The 23283-nt window shown below is 38.5% G+C and carries 20 protein-coding genes and 1 tRNA gene; 18 read left to right on the top strand and 3 right to left on the bottom strand.

The features are described from left to right. The first annotated feature begins 262 nt into the window (after positions 1-262). The 10 genes from thrS (at position 263) to QT16_RS17910 (ending at position 10858) form a co-directional block, all read left to right on the top strand. The gene (gene thrS / locus QT16_RS17955; RefSeq protein ID WP_039489833.1) at positions 263-2173 is read left to right on the top strand and encodes a threonine--tRNA ligase; all 1911 of its coding nucleotides are present in this window, start codon (positions 263-265) and stop codon (positions 2171-2173) included. 59 nt (positions 2174-2232) lie between these two features. Further along, entirely contained in the window at positions 2233-2793 is a 561-nt protein-coding gene (infC, locus tag QT16_RS17950; RefSeq protein WP_002960714.1) for a translation initiation factor IF-3, read from the top strand. A 211-nt stretch (positions 2794-3004) separates the two neighbouring features. Then, positions 3005-3205: a 50S ribosomal protein L35 gene (rpmI, locus tag QT16_RS17945; protein WP_002960713.1), complete on the top strand. Its 201-nt coding sequence runs from the start codon at positions 3005-3007 to the stop codon at positions 3203-3205. 15 nt (positions 3206-3220) lie between these two features. Beyond that, positions 3221-3580, top strand: coding sequence for a 50S ribosomal protein L20 (rplT, locus tag QT16_RS17940; protein ID WP_002960711.1), 360 nt, complete (start codon positions 3221-3223; stop codon positions 3578-3580). A 423-nt stretch (positions 3581-4003) separates the two neighbouring features. After that, positions 4004-5821, top strand: a complete 1818-nt coding sequence (locus QT16_RS17935; protein ID WP_039489830.1) for a M14 family metallopeptidase — start codon at positions 4004-4006, stop codon at positions 5819-5821. A 1-nt stretch (position 5822) separates the two neighbouring features. After that, entirely contained in the window at positions 5823-6464 is a 642-nt protein-coding gene (locus QT16_RS17930; RefSeq protein WP_039489827.1) for an MBL fold metallo-hydrolase, read from the top strand. Positions 6465-6570: 106 nt separating this feature from the next. Then, the gene (locus QT16_RS17925) at positions 6571-7029 is read left to right on the top strand and encodes an Lrp/AsnC family transcriptional regulator (RefSeq protein ID WP_002960703.1); all 459 of its coding nucleotides are present in this window, start codon (positions 6571-6573) and stop codon (positions 7027-7029) included. Between the two features lie 129 nt (positions 7030-7158). Further along, positions 7159-8715, top strand: coding sequence for a SulP family inorganic anion transporter (locus QT16_RS17920; RefSeq protein WP_039489822.1), 1557 nt, complete (start codon positions 7159-7161; stop codon positions 8713-8715). Between the two features lie 249 nt (positions 8716-8964). Next, positions 8965-10041 carry a sensor histidine kinase gene (locus QT16_RS17915; RefSeq protein ID WP_024596641.1) on the top strand — a complete coding sequence of 359 codons (1077 nt, stop codon included), beginning with the start codon at positions 8965-8967 and terminating at the stop codon, positions 10039-10041. Beyond that, positions 10034-10858: a LytR/AlgR family response regulator transcription factor gene (locus QT16_RS17910; RefSeq protein ID WP_039489820.1), complete on the top strand. Its 825-nt coding sequence runs from the start codon at positions 10034-10036 to the stop codon at positions 10856-10858. The genes QT16_RS17915 and QT16_RS17910 overlap by 8 nt, the downstream gene beginning before the upstream one ends. 68 nt (positions 10859-10926) lie before the next feature. Here the strand turns inward: QT16_RS17910 and pyk are convergent, their stop codons facing one another. Continuing rightward, on the bottom strand, positions 10927-12363 hold the full coding sequence (gene pyk, locus QT16_RS17905) for a pyruvate kinase (protein WP_039489818.1): 1437 nt from the start codon (positions 12361-12363) through the stop codon (positions 10927-10929). A gap of 377 nt (positions 12364-12740) precedes the next feature. On the opposite strand from pyk, the gene gnd reads away from it, so the two are divergent. Next, positions 12741-14114, top strand: a complete 1374-nt coding sequence (gene gnd, locus QT16_RS17900) for an NADP-dependent phosphogluconate dehydrogenase (RefSeq protein WP_039489817.1) — start codon at positions 12741-12743, stop codon at positions 14112-14114. A 68-nt stretch (positions 14115-14182) separates the two neighbouring features. On the opposite strand, the gene ansA is transcribed toward gnd, so the two are convergent. Together ansA and sppA are read right to left on the bottom strand one after the other, a co-directional pair. Continuing rightward, a complete protein-coding gene (gene ansA / locus QT16_RS17895; RefSeq protein ID WP_039489815.1) occupies positions 14183-15193 on the bottom strand; it encodes an asparaginase in 1011 nt (336 codons plus the stop codon). A gap of 82 nt (positions 15194-15275) precedes the next feature. Continuing rightward, entirely contained in the window at positions 15276-17141 is a 1866-nt protein-coding gene (gene sppA, locus QT16_RS17890; protein ID WP_039489813.1) for a signal peptide peptidase SppA, read from the bottom strand. A 219-nt stretch (positions 17142-17360) separates the two neighbouring features. Between sppA and QT16_RS17885 the strand changes: the two genes are divergently transcribed. The 7 genes from QT16_RS17885 to bamJ all read left to right on the top strand — a co-directional run bounded on the left by QT16_RS17885 (position 17361) and on the right by bamJ (position 22723). Further along, positions 17361-19322 (top strand): oxidoreductase, encoded by a 1962-nt coding sequence (locus tag QT16_RS17885; RefSeq protein ID WP_039489811.1) that lies wholly within the window; start codon positions 17361-17363, stop codon positions 19320-19322. A 93-nt stretch (positions 19323-19415) separates the two neighbouring features. Further along, positions 19416-20099, top strand: coding sequence for an HvfX family Cu-binding RiPP maturation protein (locus tag QT16_RS17880; protein WP_039489809.1), 684 nt, complete (start codon positions 19416-19418; stop codon positions 20097-20099). A 129-nt stretch (positions 20100-20228) separates the two neighbouring features. Then, positions 20229-20777, top strand: a complete 549-nt coding sequence (locus QT16_RS17875) for an NAD(P)H nitroreductase (RefSeq protein ID WP_039489807.1) — start codon at positions 20229-20231, stop codon at positions 20775-20777. Between the two features lie 203 nt (positions 20778-20980). Continuing rightward, entirely contained in the window at positions 20981-21358 is a 378-nt protein-coding gene (locus tag QT16_RS17870; RefSeq protein WP_039489805.1) for a hypothetical protein, read from the top strand. Positions 21359-21502: 144 nt separating this feature from the next. Next, a tRNA-Ser gene (locus QT16_RS17865) sits at positions 21503-21593 on the top strand. Between the two features lie 53 nt (positions 21594-21646). Continuing rightward, on the top strand, positions 21647-22033 hold the full coding sequence (locus QT16_RS17860; RefSeq protein WP_002962891.1) for a hypothetical protein: 387 nt from the start codon (positions 21647-21649) through the stop codon (positions 22031-22033). 69 nt (positions 22034-22102) lie between these two features. Then, positions 22103-22723, top strand: coding sequence for a BamJ family beta-barrel-assembly machinery protein (bamJ, locus tag QT16_RS17855; protein ID WP_002962890.1), 621 nt, complete (start codon positions 22103-22105; stop codon positions 22721-22723). Positions 22724-23283: the final 560 nt, after the last annotated feature.

The raw sequence follows: 23283 nt of genomic DNA, 5'->3' as shown, positions 1-23283 counted from the left end.
CATTGATGCTTTTATATTTTAATAAAATGATTTTTTTGCTTTAAAAGCTACATTTTGTGGATAAAACGGGTGGATTTCACCCCTTTAAACTTGTAATTAAATGCGCGGCACGCGACAATATATCTTTGTAGTTGAATAGACTCCTCATCTACATATATTAGTCAATGCTTATTCGTAAAAGCGTTGTCGAGTCATTCTCATTTAATTTATTAAAAATACACGTGATACATTGTAGGTGTCACCACTGTAGCAAGGATTTATAATGCCAGTTATTACTCTTCCAGACGGAAGTCAACGTAGTTTTGAAAACCCTGTAAGCACGCTTGATGTTGCAAACGACATTGGTCCTGGTTTAGCTAAAGCGACCATTGCGGGTCGTGTTAATGGCGACCGTGTTGATGCATGTGATTTAATTAGTAAAGACTCTCGTCTTGAGATCATTACCGCTAAAGACGATGACGGCCTTGAAATCATTCGTCACTCTTGTGCTCACTTAATTGGTCATGCCGTTAAGCAACTTTTCCCAGACGCAAAAATGGCAATTGGTCCTACCATTGATAACGGTTTTTACTACGATATCGATATGGAACATTCATTATCACAAGATGATCTTGAAGCAATTGAAAAGCGTATGCTGCAACTTGCAAAAACCAACTACGACGTAGTGAAAAAAACAGTAAGCTGGCAAGAAGCACGCGATACATTTGAAGCGCGTGGCGAAACATACAAAATAGAAATTCTGGACGAAAACATCGCTAAAGATGACCGCCCAGGTTTATATCATCACGAAGAATATGTAGACATGTGTCGTGGACCTCACGTTCCTAACATGAAATTTTGCCAAAACTTCAAAATAATGAAAGTGGCGGGTGCATATTGGCGTGGTGATTCAGAAAACAAAATGCTACAACGCATTTATGGCACCGCGTGGGGCGATAAAAAGCAACTTAAAGCGTATTTAAAGCGCCTTGAAGAAGCTGAAAAACGCGATCACCGTCGTATTGGTAAAGCGCTTGATTTATGGCATTGGCAAGAAGAAGCACCAGGCATGGTATTTTGGCACAACGATGGTTGGAGCATTTACCGCGAGCTTGAAGAATTTGTACGTGAAAAATTACGCGAATATGAGTACGAAGAAGTAAAAGGTCCAATGATGATGGACCGTTCACTTTGGGAAAAATCAGGTCACTGGGAAAAATATTCAGAAGCAATGTTTACCACTGAGTCTGAAAAACGTGAATACGCAATTAAACCTATGAACTGTCCTGGTCACGTGCAAATCTTTAACCAAGGTTTAAAATCGTACCGTGATTTACCACTTCGTATGGCTGAATTTGGTTGTTGTCACCGTAATGAACCATCAGGTGCACTACACGGTTTAATGCGTGTACGTGGCTTTACACAAGATGATGCTCACATTTTCTGTACTGAAGAGCAGATAATGGACGAAGTGTCAGCGTGTATTAAGATGGTTTATGATACATATGAAACATTCGGATTTGAGAAGATTGTAGTTAAGCTATCTACTCGCCCAGAACAACGCATTGGTGAAGACCATATGTGGGATAAAGCAGAGCTTGCTTTAGCTGATGCACTTAAGCTAAACGATATTGAATTTGATTATCTTCCGGGCGAAGGCGCGTTTTACGGTCCGAAGATTGAATTTACTTTGTACGATTGTTTAGACAGAGCGTGGCAGTGTGGTACAGTGCAATTAGACTTTGCATTACCGGGTCGTTTAGGTGCTACTTATGTAGCAGAAAATAACGAGCGTCGTACACCTGTAATGATACATCGTGCTATTTTAGGTTCTATTGAACGCTTTATTGGCATTTTAACTGAAGAGTACGCTGGTTTATTCCCGACGTGGCTTGCACCAAAGCAAGTGGTAATTATGAATATTACCGATAAACAGGCTCCTTATGTTAAAGAAGTTGTACAAAAATTAAATAAACTTGGAATTAGAGCCGCTGCTGACTTGAGAAATGAGAAGATTGGCTTTAAAATCCGTGAGCATACACTGAAGCGTATTCCATACTTGCTTGTTGTTGGCGATAAAGAAGTTGAACAGCAAGAAGTAGCAGTGCGTACTCGCACAGGTGAAGACCTTGGCAAATTTAATGTTGATGATTTTGTAGCTAAAATTAGTGAAGAAATTAAAAATCGACAGTAAAAATCGAGCGTGTAAGGCATTAACAAACAGCCATTTACACGCTTATATTATTGATATTCTTGGAGGAACGTACTATTAGAGGCGGCAAGAAAGGGCAACAAACAGCTCAAAAAAATCGTATTAACGAAGAAATTACAGCGCAAGAAGTTCGTTTAATTGACATTGAAGGCGAACAAGCTGGAATTCAGTCATTACAAGACGCGCAAACTATGGCCGATGCAGCGGGTGTTGATCTTGTTGAGATCAGTCCAAACGCTGAGCCGCCTGTTTGTAGAATCATGGACTACGGTAAGTTCATCTTTGAAAAAAGCAAAGAACTAAAAGAGCAGAAGAAGAAGCAAAAGCAAATCCAGATAAAAGAAATCAAATTCCGTCCTGGTACGGATGAAGGTGATTATCAGGTTAAGCTTCGCAACTTACGTAAGTTCTTAGAAGCTGGTGATAAAGCTAAGATTACTATCCGCTTCCGTGGTCGTGAAATGGCTCACCAAGAAATTGGTATAGAATTATTAAACCGTATCAAAGCCGATTTAGAAGAGCTTGCAGTAGTTGAGTCTTTCCCAAATCGTGTTGAAGGCCGCCAAATGGTTATGATGATGGCGCCTGTTGCTAAAAAATAATTTTTAAGCGATAATACGCACCGAAATTAGCTCAGGTCTGCAAGCAATATGCGAATATTCACCTGAGTTAACCGGTCTTAAAGTAAGATTGCGGCATTTATGTTGGGTCTTCACCGGAACATGGCAGTAAGTTAGGCCTAAAAGTGGAGCTATAGAAATATATCTCACGCCTGCTTACTAATTTAAAAGCAATACAATTGGAGTTATTGCAATGGCTTATAAGCTAAAAAGTCACAGTGGCGCTGCTAAGCGTTTCAAAAAGACTGCTTCTGGCGGTTTCAAGCGTAAACAAGCGCATCTTCGTCATATTCTGACTAAGAAAACTTCTAAGCGTAAGTTACACCTACGTCCTAAGATGATGGTTCATAAAAATGACCATGGTCTAGTTTCACGTATGTTACCGTTCGCTTAATAGGGGTTTTTAGAAATGGCAAGAGTTAAACGCGGCGTTGTCGCACGTGCACGTCACAAAAAAGTTTTAAAACAAGCAAAAGGTTACTACGGAGCACGTTCACGTGTTTACCGCGTAGCTTTCCAGGCTGTTACTAAAGCGGGTCAATACGCTTACCGTGACCGTCGTGCGAAGAAACGTACTTTCCGTCAATTATGGATTGCACGTATCAATGCTGCTTCACGTCAAAATGGTCTGTCTTACAGCCGTTTTATCAATGGTCTTAAAAAGACTTCTGTAGAAATCGATCGTAAGATCCTTGCAGATATCGCTGTTTATGACCAAGTTGCATTCGCAGCGCTTGTAGAAAAAGCAAAAGAAGGCCTAGCCGCTTAAGCTTTTTTATATAAGTATTAAAAAGGAGCCTATGGCTCCTTTTTTTGTGCCTGTAATTTAGTAACTTAAACCAATGAGTAATACCAATTCGCTTAATTAAATGATCTATTTTGAGGGCGGAAAAACGTGTTGATAGCTAGGCAAAAATTCGCTATTTAGTTGTTCTCGGCAATTGCTCCTGCATCCATGCAGTCGTAAATGAGGGTTTTTTAACGCAGGTAGCGACATGGTTAGCCCCGCAAAATGATTAAGTATTATTGCGCATTGGTATAATACTTAATAAGGTTATAAAGCCTAAAAACACAGGTGTGAATGAGTGAAATGTATTTGGCTGCATTTTTTTGTTGAATCACCGCAGTTTCCTCATTATAAAAAATTTAGTTGATATAATTTATATAATTAAGGCGTTTGTTAGAGAATTTTATGTTTGCAAGTTTACTAATTTTATCTGCAAGTGTGGCGTATGACGCACACTTACCTCCACTCATTGAGTGGCAGGGGAAAAGCGTAGAGCTTTTACAAAAACAAGGGCCGTTAACTACTGACTTTGAGTTATCTGCAGGTGAAGCGTCGCCCGATTATGCAAATACAATGGCATTTGTAGATAGGTTAGTTGCTGCAAACCCTACTCAGTTTCAATCTCAAACCATTGGCTATAGTAATAGTAAACGCGCAATAAAAATGTTGATTGCCAGTGAGCAAGGTTTTTTTGAAGCAAGGCAAATGGCTAATAGCACTAAGCCAACTATTTTTATCCAGGCAGGAATACATTCTGGTGAGATAGACGGTAAAGATGCCATGTTCATGTTACTCAGAGATATAGCGACGGGTAAGCGCCGTGACATTTTAAAAAAGGTAAACATATTATTTATTCCTATTTTAAATGTAGATGGTCACGAACGTAGCAGTGCATTCAATCGCATTAATCAACGGGGCCCTGCAAAAATGGGCTTTAGAACAAATGCTAATAACCTTAATTTAAATCGTGATTTTACTAAATTAGATACCCCAGAAGTTAGAAGTGTTTTAAAGGTTATTAACGACTACAACCCAAATTTATACATTGATGTACACGTTACCGACGGCGCAGATTACCAATACGATGTGACTTATGGTTACAATCCGGTATTTTCGAGCGAATCGCCTGCGGTATCTGATGCATTAAACCAGTTTTTTAAACCTCTCATTGACGATACGCTAGCGAAGCAAGGACACATCCCAGGACCACTTGTTTTTGTTATGGATAAACGCGACTTTAAAAAAGGGTTAGCGGGCTGGGTTGCTACGCCACGTTTTTCAAATGGTTGGGGGGATTTAAAGTCATTGCCGACTATTTTAGTCGAAAATCATTCATTGAAGCCTTACAAGCAACGTGTATTGGGAACTTATGTATTTTTAGATGGTGCTATTACTGCGCTATCAAAGCACAGTCATGAATTAGCTAATGCAGTAAAAAAAGAACAAGAATTTGTTCCTAAACAGTTAATAGTAAAGCGTGGCTATGCCAAGCAAGCTGATACTATTGCACAGTTTAAAGGCATTGAATATTCATCAAGCATGAATTCACTTTCGGGTCAAAATGAAGTGAAGTATTTGGGTAAAGCACATACATATACTGACTTACCTATTTATTGGCAAAAAGATGTACAACATACAGTTGAAGTACCTAAAGCTTTTTTTATTCCGCCTGTATATCGCAATATAATTAAGAAACTAAAGTTACATGGTGTCTCTATTAATAAACTTGAAGGGGCAAACACACAGCCTTTGAAAGTTGCAAAGGTGGCAGACTACACGTTTGATAAAGCACCATTTGAAGGGCGCTTTAGAGTATCAGCAACTTTTGATTACGTCCCCGCTATAAATGTAGATTTAGATGGTTGGTATCAAGTCAATACTCAACAAAAAGCAGGTGAGCTTGCTGTGCATTTATTGCACCCAGAAGCCCCTGATTCATTTTTTGCGTGGGGTGAGTTTAATACTATTTTTCAGCGTACTGAATATATGGAAAACTATGCGCTAATTCCGTATGCACGCCAAATGCTAAAAGATAACCCAAAACTTGCGCTTAAGTTTGATAAAAAACTTAAAGATAAATCATTCGCAAGTGACGCAGAGGCACGATTAAACTGGTTATATGAGCAAAGTCCATTTTATGATCAAGCGTACTTAAAGTATCCAATACTTATGTCATTCGAAGAAGAAGTTGTTATTCCAGATCAAAAAAGTAAAGAAATTTAATATGGAAATCATAACTATACCTGTCACTGCCTTTGCACAAAACAGCCGTATTATTTGGTGTAGCGAAACTAAACACGCTGTGGTTATCGACCCAGGTGGCGACACTGATAAAATAATAACGGTCCTTAATGAGAATAAACTAGCATTAAGTGCTATTTGGTTAACGCACGGGCATTTAGATCATGTGGGTGGGGCTGATATTTTACGAAATCAATTTAACGTACAAATTATTGGTCCACAAAAAGATGAGCACTTTTGGTTTGAAAACTTACCTATGCAAGCACAGATGTTTGGATTTAAACCCATTGAACCGTTTTATCCGGATATTTGGCTAAACCATAACGACACCGTGAGCGTAGGTAAACTTAGCTTTTTAGTGAAGCATTGCCCAGGGCATACACCCGGTCATATTGTGTTTTATCAACAAGAGAATGAATGCGTTATTGTAGGTGATGTTATTTTTAAAGGCTCAGTAGGGCGCACTGACTTCCCTAAGGGGAACAGTGAACAACTTATAGAGTCGATTAAGACGCATATTTTAACCTTACCTGATAATACTAAAATACTGGCAGGACATGGTAGCGACACTACGGTGGGATTTGAAAAGAAAACAAATCCTTTTGTGAGTGGTAAGTTTGGTTAAGTTACTTATTTTAAGTTTACAAACTGCATAAACATTAAAAATAAGCAGACTGAGTTTTAAAATGGTTGTATAATTTAACCAGTTTATTTGATAAATAAGAAATAAAATGTCTCTAAATCACGTAGATCGCCAAATATTGGCACTTTTACAACAAGATGCTAGTTTATCAACCGCAGAAATTGCAGATAAAGTAGGCTTGTCTCAATCTCCATGCTGGCGTCGAATCGCTAAGCTAGAGCAAGATGGTTATATAAAAAGCAAAGTGGCTCTTTTAGATGAGAAAAAACTTGGCTTTGATATGCTTGTATATGCACATGTGCGTTTATCAAATCACGGTAAAAAGAATCTTGCTGAGTTTGAAAAGCTGATCATGAGCTACGACGAGGTAACAGAGTGTTACACTATGGCTGGTACCATGGACTTTATGCTACGCATAATTTCACAAGGCATAGAAGGGTATGAGCATTTTGTGCGCGATAATTTACTAAGCTTAGAATACGTTCAAGAAGTACATTCTAATGTAACAATGACATGTGTAAAACGCAGTACTTCCCTTCCTTTGTAAAAGCACTTCTTTTAAAAGCTAAACCATTTTTAGTTTAGCTTAACCACATAATGACAATTGTTAACTGAGCGCTAATTTGGTAGAATTTAGCGCTTTTTTTGATACCCATTACACCATTTGAGGACCTCAATGTTTAACTTACTCAGTAGGGCGCCTAGCTCTGCTAAAAACGATATTCTATCTGGATTAACTGTGGCGTTAGCCTTAGTCCCAGAAGCAGTTGCGTTTGCATTTGTTGCAAATGTAGAACCTTTGGTTGGTCTATATGCCGCGTTTATCGTTGGTTTAATTACGGCTATTTTTGGTGGTCGCCCTGGTATGATTTCAGGTGCAACCGGTGCACTAGCTGTTGTCATGGTAAGTTTAGTGCTTGATCACGGTGTTGAGTATCTATTTGCAACTGTGTTGCTGATGGGAATACTGCAAATTCTCGCGGGTGTATTTAAACTCGGTAAATTTATCCGTATGGTTCCTCATCCGGTAATGCTTGGTTTTGTAAACGGGTTAGCAATTGTTATATTTTTAGCTCAGCTAGGGCAGTTTAAAGTGCCAGACGGTATGGGCGGACAAGAATGGATGACAGGTAATCCATTATTTATCATGCTTGGCTTAGTTGCATTGACCATGGCAATAATCCACTTTTTGCCAAAATTGACTACAGCAGTGCCTTCATCTCTAGTTGCTATTGTAACTGTAACTGGATTAGTGATTGGGTTTGATTTAGAGGCGCATACAGTATTAGATTTCTTAAAAGGAATGACTGGTGACGAAACAGCAACAATCGCTGGCGGCTTACCTGAATTTCATATTCCTATGGTGCCTTTTAATTTAGAAACACTGAAAATTATCTTCCCATATGCACTTATTTTAGCGGCTATTGGTTTAATTGAATCATTATTAACGCTTAGCTTAATTGATGAGATCACAGAAACCCGTGGTCATAGTAATAAAGAATGTATTGGTCAAGGCGCTGCAAATATTACCTGCGGTATGTTTGGTGCAATGGGTGGTTGTGCAATGATTGGTCAATCAATGATCAATATAAATTCAGGTGGCCGCTCTCGTTTATCAGGTATAAGCGCTGCACTTATGCTACTTGGTTTTATTATTTTTGCCTCTAGCTTAATTGAAATGATCCCATTAGCTGCACTTGTTGGTGTTATGTTTATGGTAGTACTTGGTACATTTGAGTGGGCAAGCTTTAAAATGATGAAGCGCGTACCATTATCTGATGCATTTGTAATTGTTCTTGTGTCGGGCGTGACGGTTATTACTGATTTAGCGATTGCTGTATGTGTGGGTGTTATTGTATCGGCTCTAGTATTTGCTTGGCAGCATGCGAAGCAGATATATACAACTAACTACATTGATCAGGAAGGCGCTAAGGTGTACGAACTACATGGTCCGTTATTCTTTGGCTCTGTTAAAAACTTTTCTGAGTTATTCGATGTGAAAAATGATCCTAAAAATGTGATTGTTGAATTTAAACACAGCCGCGTATCTGACCACAGTGCAATAGAAGCAATTGATACACTTGCTGACAAATACACAAAAGCAGGTAAACAACTTCATTTACGTCACTTAAGTAAAGACTGTACGCAGTTGCTTCATAAAGCACGTGATTTAGTTGAAGTGAATGTGATTGAAGATCCAACCTACAAGGTAGCATCAGATAAACTAGCTTAATTTACACAAAGCTATTGATATTTAAAAAGCGGAAGGTGGATAACCTTTCGCTTTTTTAGTGTCTCGACTATTTGTTTGCGGTAAGACTCTTAAAAAGCAAGGCAAGCTGTAGTGCTATGCAAACTCATAAATCTATATAATAAGGCTATCTAATTTTGTGAAAATTAGCCCTACATTGGTAAAAATAATAAAAATAACAAACGCCTATTTTATGGAATTAGTTTTAACCATACGGAGTAAACATCTATTTTGAACTGGCAATCTTTAGTCGATAACAGGCAACGTTTTTTTTGGCTTTTGCAAATCGCGGGCTGGATTGGTTACGCGTTAGTAAATTATATCGGCTCTAAAGTATTTGAAATGCGTGATATATACGTATTTGTTATTTTATTGAATGCTTACGCTGGTTGTTTGATGACAGTGCCGCTTAGGTATATTTATCGTAAAATTTGGAATGCCTCGCCTTGGGTATTAATGATTGTAGTATTTGGTGCCTCTTATATAACGGGAACTCTATGGGCTGTCGTTCAAAAATTCAATCTATGGGAAATATACCGCCATGGTTATAGACCAGAGGAGTGGTTTTATTACCTGCAGCAAGGTTTAGATTCGGTTTATATTATTTTATGTTGGAGTGGTTTGTACTTTGGCGTTAAATATTATCAGTTATTACAAAGTGAGCGACAAAAAGCGTTAAAGGCCACAACGATGGCACACGAAGCGCAACTAAAAATGCTCAGGTATCAGTTAAATCCCCATTTTTTATTCAATACACTTAACGCTATTTCTACTTTAATTTTGGTTAAAGAAAACAAAGATGCTAACTTAATGGTAGCAAGGTTAAGTGACTTTTTACGTTACACACTTAATACCGATCCAATTAAAAAAGTACCGCTTGAGCAAGAGCTACATGCTCTCATGCTTTATTTAGAAATAGAGCGCGTCCGTTTTGATGAGCGATTGAAAGTAAATGTAGATATTAGCGAGCAAGCAAAAGAGGCTTTAGTACCGAGCTTAATTTTGCAACCAATTATAGAAAACGCGATTAAATATGCCATTGCCCATCTTACAGAAGGTGGTGTAATTGATATTAAAGCACAAGTATTTGCGAATGAATTATTACTAGAAGTGGGTGACAACGGCCCAGGCACTGAAATACTTGATGGCCAATTAGTTAACGCTCAAGGTGTAGGTGTTGCTAACACCAAAGATAGATTAAAAACGTTGTATGAAAATAATTATTCGTTTGTATTATCACATAATACGCCAAGTGGATTAAAAGTTAATCTGCGAGTACCTTTTGAGAAGGCTGTGAAAAATGACTAAAATAAAAACACTCATTGTTGATGATGAACCGTTAGCGCGAAAAGGTTTAGCGGTAAGACTTGAAGAATATTCTGATATTGAAGTAATTAAATTATGTAGTTCAGGCGCTGATGCAATTGAAATGTGCCAAAGAGAGAAAATCGATTTGGTTTTTTTAGATATTCAGATGCCAGGTATGAATGGCTTTGAGGTGGCAAGAGCGCTTAGCGAAAGTACAAAAGTATTACCTGCAATTGTATTTGTAACTGCTTTTGATCAGTTTGCTGTAAAAGCATTTGAAATTCATGCTCTCGATTACATTTTAAAACCCGTTGATGATAACAGATTAAAACAGGCGGTAGAAAAAGTGCATACTTATTTAAAAACGCAGCAAGACAACGCCCATAAGAAAAAACTAGCGAGTTTTGTAGCCGGTATTACTGGTAATAATTGCGAAGAAATATTAAAAAAATTAGCGACTGGCGATACCTTAACAGATAGACGTTACCCAGAATCGCTTGCAGTAAAAGAGCAGGGTGAAATTATACGGGTACCTGTAGCGACTATCCAATGGGTTGATGCTGCAGGTGACTATATGTGTTTACACTGTGAAGATGGACAAACGCATATACTTCGTAAAACAATGAAAGAGCTTGAGCAAGAGCTGGACCCTCAGTTATTTGTGCGTGTACACCGCAGTGCAATAGTAAATACAAAACAAATTAGTAAGCTGGTTACACAAGTAAGTGGCGAGTATTTATTAGTACTTGAAAACGGACAAGAATTAAAAGTGAGCCGTAGCTACCGAGATAAGGTTAAAGCGGCATTAGCAAGTTAAAGCCAACGCTTTTATTACAGGCACAAAAAATGCGAGCTAAGCTCGCATTTTTTATATTCGGCGTTTAATTACGCAACAGTTACAATTTTCATAGTGTTAGTTGCGCCCACAGTTTCCATTGAGTCACCGTGAGTAATAATTACTGTATCGCCAGACTGTAAAGAACCTTGAGAAACTAAAGTATCAAGTGCCGCTTTTACCATACCGTCTTTTTCAGTTTTTGTAGAATCAAAAAATACTGGGTAAACACCACGATAAAGTGCTGTTTGACCTAATGTACTCGCATGGCGTGAAAGCGAGTAGATTGGTAAGCCTGAGCTGATACGTGACATTAATTTAGCCGTGCTACCAGATTCAGTAAGCGTGATGATAGCCTTAACAGAATCTAAGTGATTAGCTGCATACATAGCAGAAAGTGCGATAGATTCTGCATTGTTAGAAAAGCGACTATCTAAACGATGCTTAGAAACATGCGTTTCTTTTTGAGATTCAGCACCTAAACAAACACGTGCCATAGTTGCAACAGTTTCTTCAGGGTAATCACCTGCAGCTGTTTCAGCTGAAAGCATTACAGCATCTGTTCCATCAAGAACAGCATTTGCAACATCCATAACCTCTGCACGTGTAGGCATAGGGTTATCGATCATCGATTCCATCATTTGCGTTGCTGTTACTACAGTACGGTTTAATGAACGAGCACGACGAATAATTAGTTTTTGCTTGCCCATAAGAGCTGCATCACCAATTTCAACACCTAAATCACCACGAGCAACCATTACAGCGTCAGACGCTAGAATGATGTCATCAACAGCTTCTTGTGTTTCTACGGCTTCAGCACGTTCAATTTTTGCAAGTAGTTGTGCTTTTGAACCAGCAGCTTCAGCAAGTGAGCGTACGTAGCGCATATCGTCGCCACTACGTGGGAATGATACGGCAATGTAATCTACGTCAATTTCAGCGGCAGTTATTAAATCTTCTTTATCTTTTTCAGTAAATGCTGGAGCAGTTAAGCCACCACCTAAACGGTTAATACCTTTATTGTTAGATAAAACACCGCCAACAGTTACAGTACAATGTACTAAGTGCCCAGCTACTTCATCAACACTTAGTTGAATAAGGCCGTCATTTAGGAGTAGTAGGTCGTTAGGGCTAACATCGTTAGGTAGTTCTTTATAATCAATACCTACAGAGTTAACATCGCCTTCGCCTTTTTCCATTTTTGCATCAAGAGTGAACTTTGCACCCACAGCAAGCGTTACTTTACCTTCTTTAAAAGTAGAAACGCGGATTTTAGGGCCTTGAAGGTCAGCAAGGATAGCAATATGCTTGCCTAATTTTTTTGCAATATCGCGTACAGCTTGCGCACGGTCTTTATGATCTTGGGCAACACCATGTGAGAAGTTTAAACGTACTACATTAGCCCCAGCGATAATAATTTTTTCTAAGTTGTTATCTCTATCGGTAGCAGGTCCAAGGGTAGCGACTATTTTCGTGCGTCTTAGCATCAATTTCTCCTGTTTGCTTGGTGAAAGCATGTTGACGTTATTTTGTTGAATTAAAACATCTATATTAGATTAAAATATTTTAATTATGTGCAAACTTCAAAGGTTTGCCACTATTTTATACAAAACTATTGTGTCATCATTATGACACCGGTGTCAGAATGCGTCAATGATCTTAATTTCAATTAGCGTAGCTTTTAGTCACCCCGAGAGCATTGATGTTTGATATAATTACGTAGCTTATTTATCTGTAATAAAAAAGCATGTTGTATGGGCTCATAGTTAGTATTTTATGACTGTATGAGTATAATGCACGCGGTATTATTTAATTTATACACTGAATTTTCTAACCAAATAGTTGTTACCGAGGAGGACACTAGATGCAAGTTGCATTAGTAGGGTTAGGCGTTATGGGAAAAAATCTTGCCCTAAACTTGATTGAAAAAGGGATAACGCTAGTCGCTTATGATAAAAACCCACATGCGGGTGAAGAGTTACTAAGTTGTGCCAAATCACAAGGCATGGCTGATAGGCTTCACATTGTCTCTGATTTAAGTGACATGGTAAGGCGTTTAGAGGCACCTCGTTCTATTTTATTACTTGTTCCTGCTGGTGAGTTAGTTGATACAGTTTGTAATGAACTTGTAGAGGCCGGCGTTAATTGTGACGATATGATAGTCGATTGCGGTAATAGTAATTATAAAGATGGTATAACGCGTAAACTCAAATACCAAAATAAATTTGAATTTGCCACTATGGGAATTTCTGGCGGTGCAGAAGGCGCTCGTCATGGTCCTGCAATGATGGCAAGTGGTTCTGAAGGTGGTTGGGAACGTATTGAGCCATGGTTTGAAAAAGTAGCTGCTAGCTATAATGGCGACTCGTGTTTTGCACGTGTTGGCCAATCAGCAAGTGGTCATTTTGTAAAAATGGTTCACAACGGTATTGAATACGCACTGATGCAACTTATTGCAGAAGTGTACCAATTACTTCGTTTAGGTACTAATCGTTCTCCACAAGAAGTAGCTGAGATATTTAATGACTGGTCAGAAGGTCAATTAAATAGTTACTTACTGTCTATTTCTAGCCATATATTGTCACTTGAAAATCATAATAATGTACCGCTTGCGGACTTAATTGATAATAAAGTTGGCGCTAAAGGTACTGGTCTTTGGACTGCGCAAAATGCACTAGAGCTTGGTATTGCTGTCCCTTCACTTGTTGCTGCTGTTCAAGCTCGTCATTTAACTAATGCATGTAACACAACGGCTGCACAAGAGATGACATATGCATCTAAATCAACGAACAATGTTGAAATTGATTTAGAAGAGCTAAAAGACGCGTTCTTACTTGCAAGCTTACTTGCGTATCGTCAAGGTTTAGCGCTAATTAAAGGTGCATCACGTACTCATCAGTGGAAAGTAGATTTATCTAAAACGCTTCAAACATGGCGCGCTGGTTGTATAATCCGTGCTGATTACCTTGATAGCGTTGCACAAGGTGTTGAATTTATTGACACTCTTGAAAAAGAGTCTAACTCTTTGCGAAAAATTACCGGTCAAGCAATAATGACTGGTTTAGCATTCCCTGTATTGGGAGCTACACAAACGTATTTAGCAACATTAACTACACCGAGTAATGGGCATTTAGTTCAAGCCCAGCGTGATTACTTTGGTGAGCACGGCATAAAAACCCACAGTGGTGAAATGTGTCATTTAACTGATTTAGTAGATATAGACGCTAAAGTTAGATAAAAAACAGTTGTTTAAAACGATAAAGGCACGCTATTTAGCGTGCCTTTTGTATTTTTAGCCCGTAAAAATTAACGGCTTAACTCACCACGTAAGTTATCTTGCATTAAATGACGAATCGTTTCGACTTCAAGATTTTGGCTAAATAAATAATGTAACTTAGTTAAACATGCTTCAAGGGTCATATCATACCCACTTATTACACCAATATTTAATAGCGCATTACCTGTTGCATAGCCACCCATGTTTACATGACCTTTTAAACACTGAGTTAAGTTAACAATTACGACGCCACGTTTACTTGCTTCTTCGAGTATTGACAAAAAGCTCGGATCTTGTGGTGCATTACCTACACCAAAGCTCAGTAGCACCAGTGATTTAATATTGCCATTGACCAAGCTTTTAACTACCTCTTGGCTAATGCCAGGATACAAATAAAGCACCCCGATAGGTTGAGGTGTAATTGGTGTAACTTGCAGCTCATTTTCAACATATGGGCTAAGCTGACCCTTAATAAGTTGAATATTAATACCTGATAACGCTAAGGGGTCTAGATTAGGCGAGGCAAAAGCATTAAACCCATCCGCGTGTGCTTTAGTTGCTCTATTACCTCTAAACAGTTGGTTATTAAAGAAGAGACTTACTTCAGCAATAGGATAATTTGCAGCTAAATACATGGCATTAAGTAAGTTTACTTGGCCATCAGAACGTAATTGTGAGAGCGGAATTTGTGAGCCGGTTACAATCACAGGTTTAGTCAAATTTTCGAACATAAATGACAGCGCTGAGGCTGTATACGCCATAGTATCAGTGCCATGGAGCACCACAAAACCATCATAATCTTGGTATTTATCTTTGATATCATTAGCAATAAGTTGCCAATGCTCTGGAGACATGTCTGAAGAATCTATAAGAGGGCAGTATTCGTGAATATCAAACAAAGGCATTTCATCACGATTAAATTCTGCGTTATTCACTACGGTTTCTGTTAAAAAACCTTCAGCCGGAATATAGCCTCGACTCGATTTTTTCATACCTATAGTACCGCCAGTATAAGCGATATAAATGCGTTTACGTTTCATAAAAAAAGCCCAGTAAAAAAACTGGGCCTAGTATAACGTTAAGCAGCTTTAAATACAGCTGATTAGGTGAAGCTATGCACTTTTATTGTGCAACGTTACACACTAAACAGCGTGCGTATACACCTTGTGGATCGTTGTAATCCTTAAGGTTTTCAACTTCAGTACTTAATTGGTTAATAACACTTTGTAAATTAGCTTGTGTTGCTAACACAGATGTTTTTTGTGTTTGCAAACCAAGCATAGATTTAATAGACGCATTACCAAAAATGTTTTGAATCATTTTTTCTTGCGAGCTTAAATCTTGTTTAATAGTTTTAACTTCATAATGATTAAGCTTGGCAAGTGCAGCAGCGGCTTCAATCGCACCTTGTTTGTCGCCTAGCTTATCAACCAAACCTAGTTCAAGTGCTTGAGATGCAATCCATACACGGCCTTGGGCAATTTTGTCAACCTGCTCAGGCGTCATATTACGCGCATCAGCAACAACATTTAAAAAGCGACCGTATGCTTCCTCAACGTTCATTTGAATTACTTGACCCATCTTTTCATTTAGTGGACGAGTGATAGAAAAGCCAGCCATTTCGGTTGTTGCAACGCCATCTGAATAAACACCAATTTTCGATAAGGTTTTCTCAAATGTCATAAACGTACCAAATACACCAATTGAGCCTGTAATTGTACTTGGTGCTGCCCAAATTTCGTTTGCAGCAGAGGCAATCCAATAACCACCTGATGCAGCCACAGAACTCATTGAAGCAATAACAGGTTTACCAGCAGCCTTAAGGGCTAATACTTCAGCACGAATAACTTCAGAGGCAAACATACTACCGCCACCAGAGTCTATACGTAGTACAACCGCTTTAACTTTATCATCCAGGCGTGCTTTACGAAGTAGGGCAGCTGTAGAGTCACCCCCAATTTCGCCCGCTTTACGCTCACCATCAACAATCGTACCTTTAGCAACAACTACCGCTACTTTTTCGGTAATAGGGTTATCAATTTCAATAGGCGGTTTAATTAAGCTTAAGTATTCACGAAATGAAACTTGCTTAAATGTCTTACCATCTTCTTGTGTGCCCACTAAATCAATTAATTGTTTGCGAACTTGCTGATTTGTTTTTAAAGAGTCAACCCACTGGTGATCAAGTGCATATTTACCTGCATCGCCATCGGCAGCTTTCATTTTTTCTAGATATACGTCCATTGTTTCGTCAAAATTTGACTCATCAAACGGGCGAACAGCGGCAACATCTTGTTTGTATTCGCTCCAAAGAGCGCCTAACCAAACGCGGTTAGCTTCTTTAGCTGCATCGGACATGTCGTTACGAATAAAAGGTTCTACTGCTGACTTAAATGTACCAACACGGAAAATATGCTGCGTTACTTCAAGCTTTTCAAGTGCATCTTTAAAGTAAAGCGGGTACATGCCATAACCTTCAATACCTACGCTGCCGTATGGGTGCATAGCTATTTCGTCAGCATGCGATGCAATATAGTATTGTGCTTGAGTATAGTAATAACCCGATGCAATTACTTTTTTGCCAGCTTGCTTGAAGGCATCAATAGCCTTTGTAATTTGCTTAAGTTTATTTAAATGTGCTTTAGGCATCTCTTGTAAATCAAGCAATATCACCGTGATACGATCGTCTTTAGTCGCTTCGTTTATTACTTCAACAATATCGTCGAGTAATATTTCGCTTGGTGCTTCAGAACCAGAGGTTGCATCACTAATTGCGGCTTCAACTGGGTCTATATATGTTTTCTCTTCAACAATAGGGCCATTTAAGTTAAGCCTGAGTACAGAGCCATTTTCAACTATTATTTGATCATCGTCACTTGAGAGTGACACAAAGAAAACAATTACCAGTAATAAAAACAAAATGTTTAGTATTAAGCGACGAGAAAAATTAATTCCAGCCCAAATACCTTTAAATACCTTTGCTATCAAAATAGCTCCTTAATTTGGTACAGTTAATACATTAGTTCCATCTTAGCCTAGAATAAAAATAAATTTAACTGCTAAATCGTAACGAAGTGTTTATGAACCTATATAAACGTAAGTTTTTACTGCTATTTTTAATTAAATGCATGCACATATTGCTTATTACTTGCCATTAAAGCAGAATTAGCTAATGTATACAGGTTAGACCAGTTAACGGGGCACAAGATGTTAGAACAACAATTACAACTAAAACACACACAATTACGTAACCGCTTAGTTATGGGCTCAATGCATACAGGTCTTGAAGAGGGCTGGCATAACCGCAAACGCTTACGCGCATTTTATGAAGCACGTGCAAAAGGTGGCACCGCGATGTTAATTACAGGCGGATACAGCCCTAATTTACGTGGCAAGCTAACACCTATTTCTTCCTCATTTAATAGTTATTACGATGTGTTTAAGCATCGCGCCTACACAGATGCTGTGCATAAACACGGTGGAAAAATTTGTTTGCAATTATTACATGCTGGACGTTACGCATACCATCCTTTCAATCAAGCACCAAGTGCAATAAAAGCACCTATTAATCCTTATAAACCTAAAGCGATGTCGCTTGGCTCGATTAAAAAAACAATTAAAGACTTTGCGTATTCTGCCTATATGGCTGAAAAAGCCGGCTACGATGGCGTAGAAGTCATGGGTTCTGAAGGGTATTTGATCAATGAGTTTATGGCGCCGCACACCAATAAACGCGATGATGAGTTTGGTGGCAGCTTAGAAAATAGAATGCGACTTGCACTTGAAATAGTTAAAGCTGTAAGAGCAAAAGTATCTGAAAAATTCTTAATTATTTTTAGATTGTCGGTCATTGATTTGATTCCAAACGGTTCAACACCAGAGGAAGTTGTTATTCAGGCTACCGAACTTGAAAAAGCAGGTGTTGATATATTTAACACTGGCATTGGTTGGCACGAAGCGCGTGTACCGACTATTGCGAGTATGGTGCCACCGGGTGCATTTAAAGAAGCATCAAAACGTTTAAAAGACGTGGTGAGCGTGCCAGTTATTGCTGTTAACCGAATTAATACTCCAGAAATTGCTAACGATATTTTAAATGCGGGCGAGGCTGATTTAATTTCGATGGCACGTCCGTTATTGGCTGATCCTGAGTTTTTTAATAAGTATGTAAACAATCAATCTAAACAAATTAATATTTGTATTGGATGTAACCAGGGTTGTCTAGATCACGTATTTAAAAATAAACGTGCTACGTGTTTAGTTAATCCACAAGCTGCATTTGAGCTAGATTACCCGCTAGAGCAAGCAGCCAAAGCTAAAAATGTATTAGTTGTCGGTGCAGGTCCTGCTGGTTTATCAGCAAGTTGTTACTTGGCTCAAAAAGGGCATAACGTCACGTTAATTGATCAAAAATCGCAAATGGGCGGTCAATTTAATTTAGCCATGCAGATACCGGGTAAAGAAGACTTTAACCATACACTTACTTACTTCACTAATGAGCTCGAGCGATTAAAAGTAAGTGTGGAGCTTAGTAAAGCTTACGACGATTCAATGCTTAAAGATTATGATGATATTGTTTTTGCAACAGGCGTTAGGCCGCGTGAAGCCTCTATTAAATGTAGTGATGATAAGCGTGTGTTTGCCTATGACGAAGTCATACGCGGCGAAGTAGAATTGGGCAAATCAATCGCTATTTTAGGTGCTGGCGGTATTGGTTTTGATATGGTTGCGTTTTTAAGCGAACATAAATCACAATCTATTAGCGAGTTTAAAACGCAATGGGGGATTGAGTGTGATGCACAGCCTCATAAAGACGAGCGCCAATTGTATATGTTAAAACGCAGTTCGGGTCGTTTTGGTAGTGAGCTTGGTAAAACCACTGGTTGGATACATCGCCAAGTTGCTAAACAGCATGGCGTTAAACAAATTGCTGATTGCCAATATCAAAGTTTTGATAAAAATGGGTTAACAATTAATGTTGCTGGAGAAGTACAAGTGCTGCCGGTAGATACTGTTATTGCCTGTATTGGTCAGGTTTCTAATAGCGAAGTGCTAGAAGGTTACACAGATAACGCAAAAGTGCATGTGATAGGCGGAGCTAAACTGGCTGCTGCAATTGATGCTAAACGCGCTATTTTTGAAGCCCTACAAGTGGCGAGAAGTATTTAACCTTTGTAAATAAATTGAAATAGTTTATCAATTTATACGGTCTTTGTTGTTTATAGTCTATAACTTAATAAACATTGAACACACAGGATACGCATGAATAAACTAATCAGTTTTTATAACACAATATTGGGTAAACTATCGTTTTTAGATGGTTTACCTGCTTTACTATTTCGCTTAATCTTAGCTCCCGTTATGATCATCGCAGGTTATAACAAACTTGCTATAAGCACTGAAACAGAAGGCTTTCTAAATAACTTTTTAGCGTCGCCTGATGTCGTTCAATGGTTTGGTAATAGTGAATGGGGTTTAGGCTTACCGTTTCCTGACTTACTAGCTTTTTTAGCTGGATGGAGTGAATTTTTAGGTGGTTGGTTGTTATTATTTGGCCTTTTAACTCGCCTAGTCAGTATCCCGCTTATGTTCACAATGGTTGTAGCGGCTACTTCAGTACATTGGCATAACGGGTGGTTTGCAATAGCGCCGACTAATCCAGAAACAAGTGCTGCGCAAGTACTTGATTGGTTATCTATACCAGGTGCAAAAGAAAGCCTCGAAAACTCACTAGAAGTACAAGACAGGATAGGAAAAATTCGAGGCTTAGTTGAAGAGCATGGCTTTCCTGATTACCTATACGAAAAAGGTAAACCATCTATTTTAAATAATGGCATAGAATTTTCGGCAATTTATTTTGCTATGCTCTTAAGTTTATTTTTTATGGGCGGTGGGCGTTTTGTTAGTTTTGATTACTGGTTAAAGCGAAACGTTATAAAAAAATAGCGCATTAAATGTATTTTATTAACGGCTGCATAGTTGACCCTTTGCGGCCGTTTTGCATTTTAATTTCTCGGTATTTATTATTTAAGGTTTTAAATGTTACTCTATCGTTTTGAATTTTGAGGAATCGTTATGAACGCTATCGAGCTTTTACTTACTCGCCAATCAGACTCTAAACTAACAGAGCCGGGCCCTACGCCTGAGCAGCTCGACATAATTAAGCAAGCAGCATTACGTGTTCCTGATCATGGCTGTATAGCACCGTGGCAGTTCATCATAGCTCAAGGTGATGCACGCAATAAACTGGGTGAAATTTACCATCAAAGTGCAGTGGCAGAGCAACAGACAGAAAAAGTAATTAACCGTGCTAAAGAGCTTCCCCTTCGTTCGCCGATGATTGTAATAGCAATTGCTAAATATCAAGAACACCCAAAAGTTCCTCGTATCGAGCAAGTACAAAGTGCAGGCTGTAGTGTATTAGCAATGCAACAAGCTGCATTTGCTCAAGGTTTAGGTGGTGTTTGGCGCACAGGTTATTTTGCACAAAGTAGAGCAGTCAAAAAAGCGCTTAACTTACATGAGCAAGATGAAATAGTAGGGTACTTATACATTGGTACTCCTCAAGTCGAGTGTAAAAAGTCACCTCGCCATAAACCAGAACATTATTTTAGTAATTTGTGAAATAGTATGAACTTTATGCAATTTGCATAGTCATAATTCATTAAGGTTACTAAGAGTAATATAAAAGAGTTAGTGGTTTGGCTGTGAGAAGCGCTTGGAAGCACAAAAGTTAATAATTCTTCTTCAGTTTGTTTTTTAATCGGTTGTTTTTTGATACATTATGGAAAGTCTTAATAAAAATAACGATAAAGAAGACGAAAACAATGGGAAATTTATTTTTACAGGAAAAAGAAAACTGGCTTGCGTGGTCAATTTGGGGAGTTGTTGGTGCTTTTGTAACTTTGTATGTTGCAATGAGTACAAATGCAGCGCATTTTATAGCAGGCTCTGCAATAGGTATGCTAATACTGTTAACTTTGTGGATGCAACAGTCTAAACGTTTTGACTTTGGACGGGCATTTAAAGTGTGTTGTTATGTTTTAGCGCTAAGTGTACTCCCCGCTTTTATGTTTGTAATAGTGCCAAGTGATGATTTAAATCGGTTTGACTTAATTTTTCAAAGTGTAACATTCACGGCATTGAGTTTATTGGCTTGTTTGATTTGTTCTTGGATTGCTCGCAGGCCCAAACAATATTACTGAGTATTGAATTAATAAGCGTGTTGCAGTAAATAGCGCAACAAAAGAGCAATGTGACTTGTTTTTAATCGTTTAATAATTATTTACGATTAATTTATATTTAGCTCTTTACAAGTAACACGTTTAACCATATTATTCGCGCCGTACGGAGAGATGGCAGAGTGGTCGAATGCACCGGTCTTGAAAACCGGCATGGGTTTATAGCCCATCTAGGGTTCAAATCCCTATCTCTCCACCATTATTTAAAAAAACCGCCTTATAGGCGGTTTTTTGCTTTGTGGAGTTTAATTAATGACTAAAGCAACGAACCTATCAACCTCACAGCAATTAATAAAACATCTTTTATTATGGGTGGTATTTGGTTACTGCTATCAAAGTGCTATTAGCTTGTTGGCAAAAATGGCGGTCGACGCACAACCAGAATATCCATTAATTACCGCTTTTGCTTATGGTCTTGGTTTTAATATTTTGGCTGCCCATCTTATTACTAAATATGATAAACATTGGCCAGTAATTGGCTCTGCTTTTATTGGTTTAGTAGGCTTAGTTGCAGTGCCATTTTTATTGTCTGGTGAATCTGGATTATTAGCTATTCCTTTACTTGTTGGAATTTTATTCACTTTACCGCTTTGTAGTTATATTGTTGGCCTAATTAAGCTAAAACTCAGCAAAAACTAGCCCCAAACGGGGTTTATTTTGTGATAGCATATACGTGTCTTTTAACTAACAAAACGTGAAAAACACATTATGTCAGATAATTTTACTACAGATGCTGAAAAAGCAAGTTACGGTATTGGCTTACAAATGGGTGAGCAACTTAAGTCTAATCCTTTTGAAGGCTTAAACCTAAATTCAGTATTTGAAGGCATGAAAGATGCGTACGCTGGTAGCGCATTTCAAGTTGAGATCCCTGAGATTCAAGCTGCATTCGAAAAGATTAACGAAGAGATCCAAGCTCGTCGTGAAGAAGAATCTAAAGTACTTTCTGCCGAAGGTATTGCATTCTTAGAAGAAAACGCAAAACGTCCTGAAATCACAGTAACTGAGTCTGGTCTTCAATATGAAGTACTAGCGACTGGCGAAGGCGAAAAGCCAACAGCTGAGTCTACAGTACGTGTTGATTACCACGGTACACTAATTAACGGTACTGTGTTTGATAGCTCATACGAGCGCGGTCAACCAGCTGAATTTCCAGTTGGTGGCGTGATCAAAGGTTGGACTGAAGCATTACAAATGATGCCTGTAGGTACTAAATGGCGTATCTACGTTCCTCATGAGCTTGCTTATGGTGAACGTGGCGCAGGTGCTGCAATCGCACCTTTCTCAACGCTTGTATTTGACGTTGAACTACACGAAATCATTTCTTAATTTAAATAAATTTTAAAATTAAGAGTTTAAAAAGCCGTATTCAATCTGAATACGGCTTTTTTGTGTCTGTAATCTAAGTGTTTTATACCAATTCGATTAGGGTCTGTTGATCTTTCAAGGTTAAATTTGCAGCAGTCTGTTTGGTATTTAGGCAAGGCAGAGCCTATGTAGTGTGGTTATTCCCCATAAATGGGCGATAACGTAGCATTAATGCCAAACAGGCGCTGCCCAAAGGGTTCTTTCTAGGGGCTATTTACTCTTTGTTGCTCGGTTTTTACTTAGCCCACTAGGTTACAAACCTCGCGCCGCGATTAAATAGCCCCTAGTTTGAACAAATTTTAATCCGCAAAGATCAACAGACCCTAATTAAGTGATCTATTTTGCGCTAAGAAAATAGTGTTGATAACAAGGCAAAAGCTTTTTTAACTAATTGTTATCACTAATTGCTCCTGCATTGCTCTACCTTTTGCATCCATGCAGTCGTATATCATAATTTTTACGCAGTTAGTGCAAAGTTTAATCCCTTGAATTGATCAAGTATTATTGCCGATCGATATTAT

This window comes from Pseudoalteromonas distincta (genome assembly GCF_000814675.1).
Classification (GTDB): Bacteria; Pseudomonadota; Gammaproteobacteria; order Enterobacterales; family Alteromonadaceae; genus Pseudoalteromonas; species Pseudoalteromonas distincta.
Note: the sequence above shows the minus strand (reverse complement) of the source record. Positions and strands in the feature narration are given on the sequence as shown.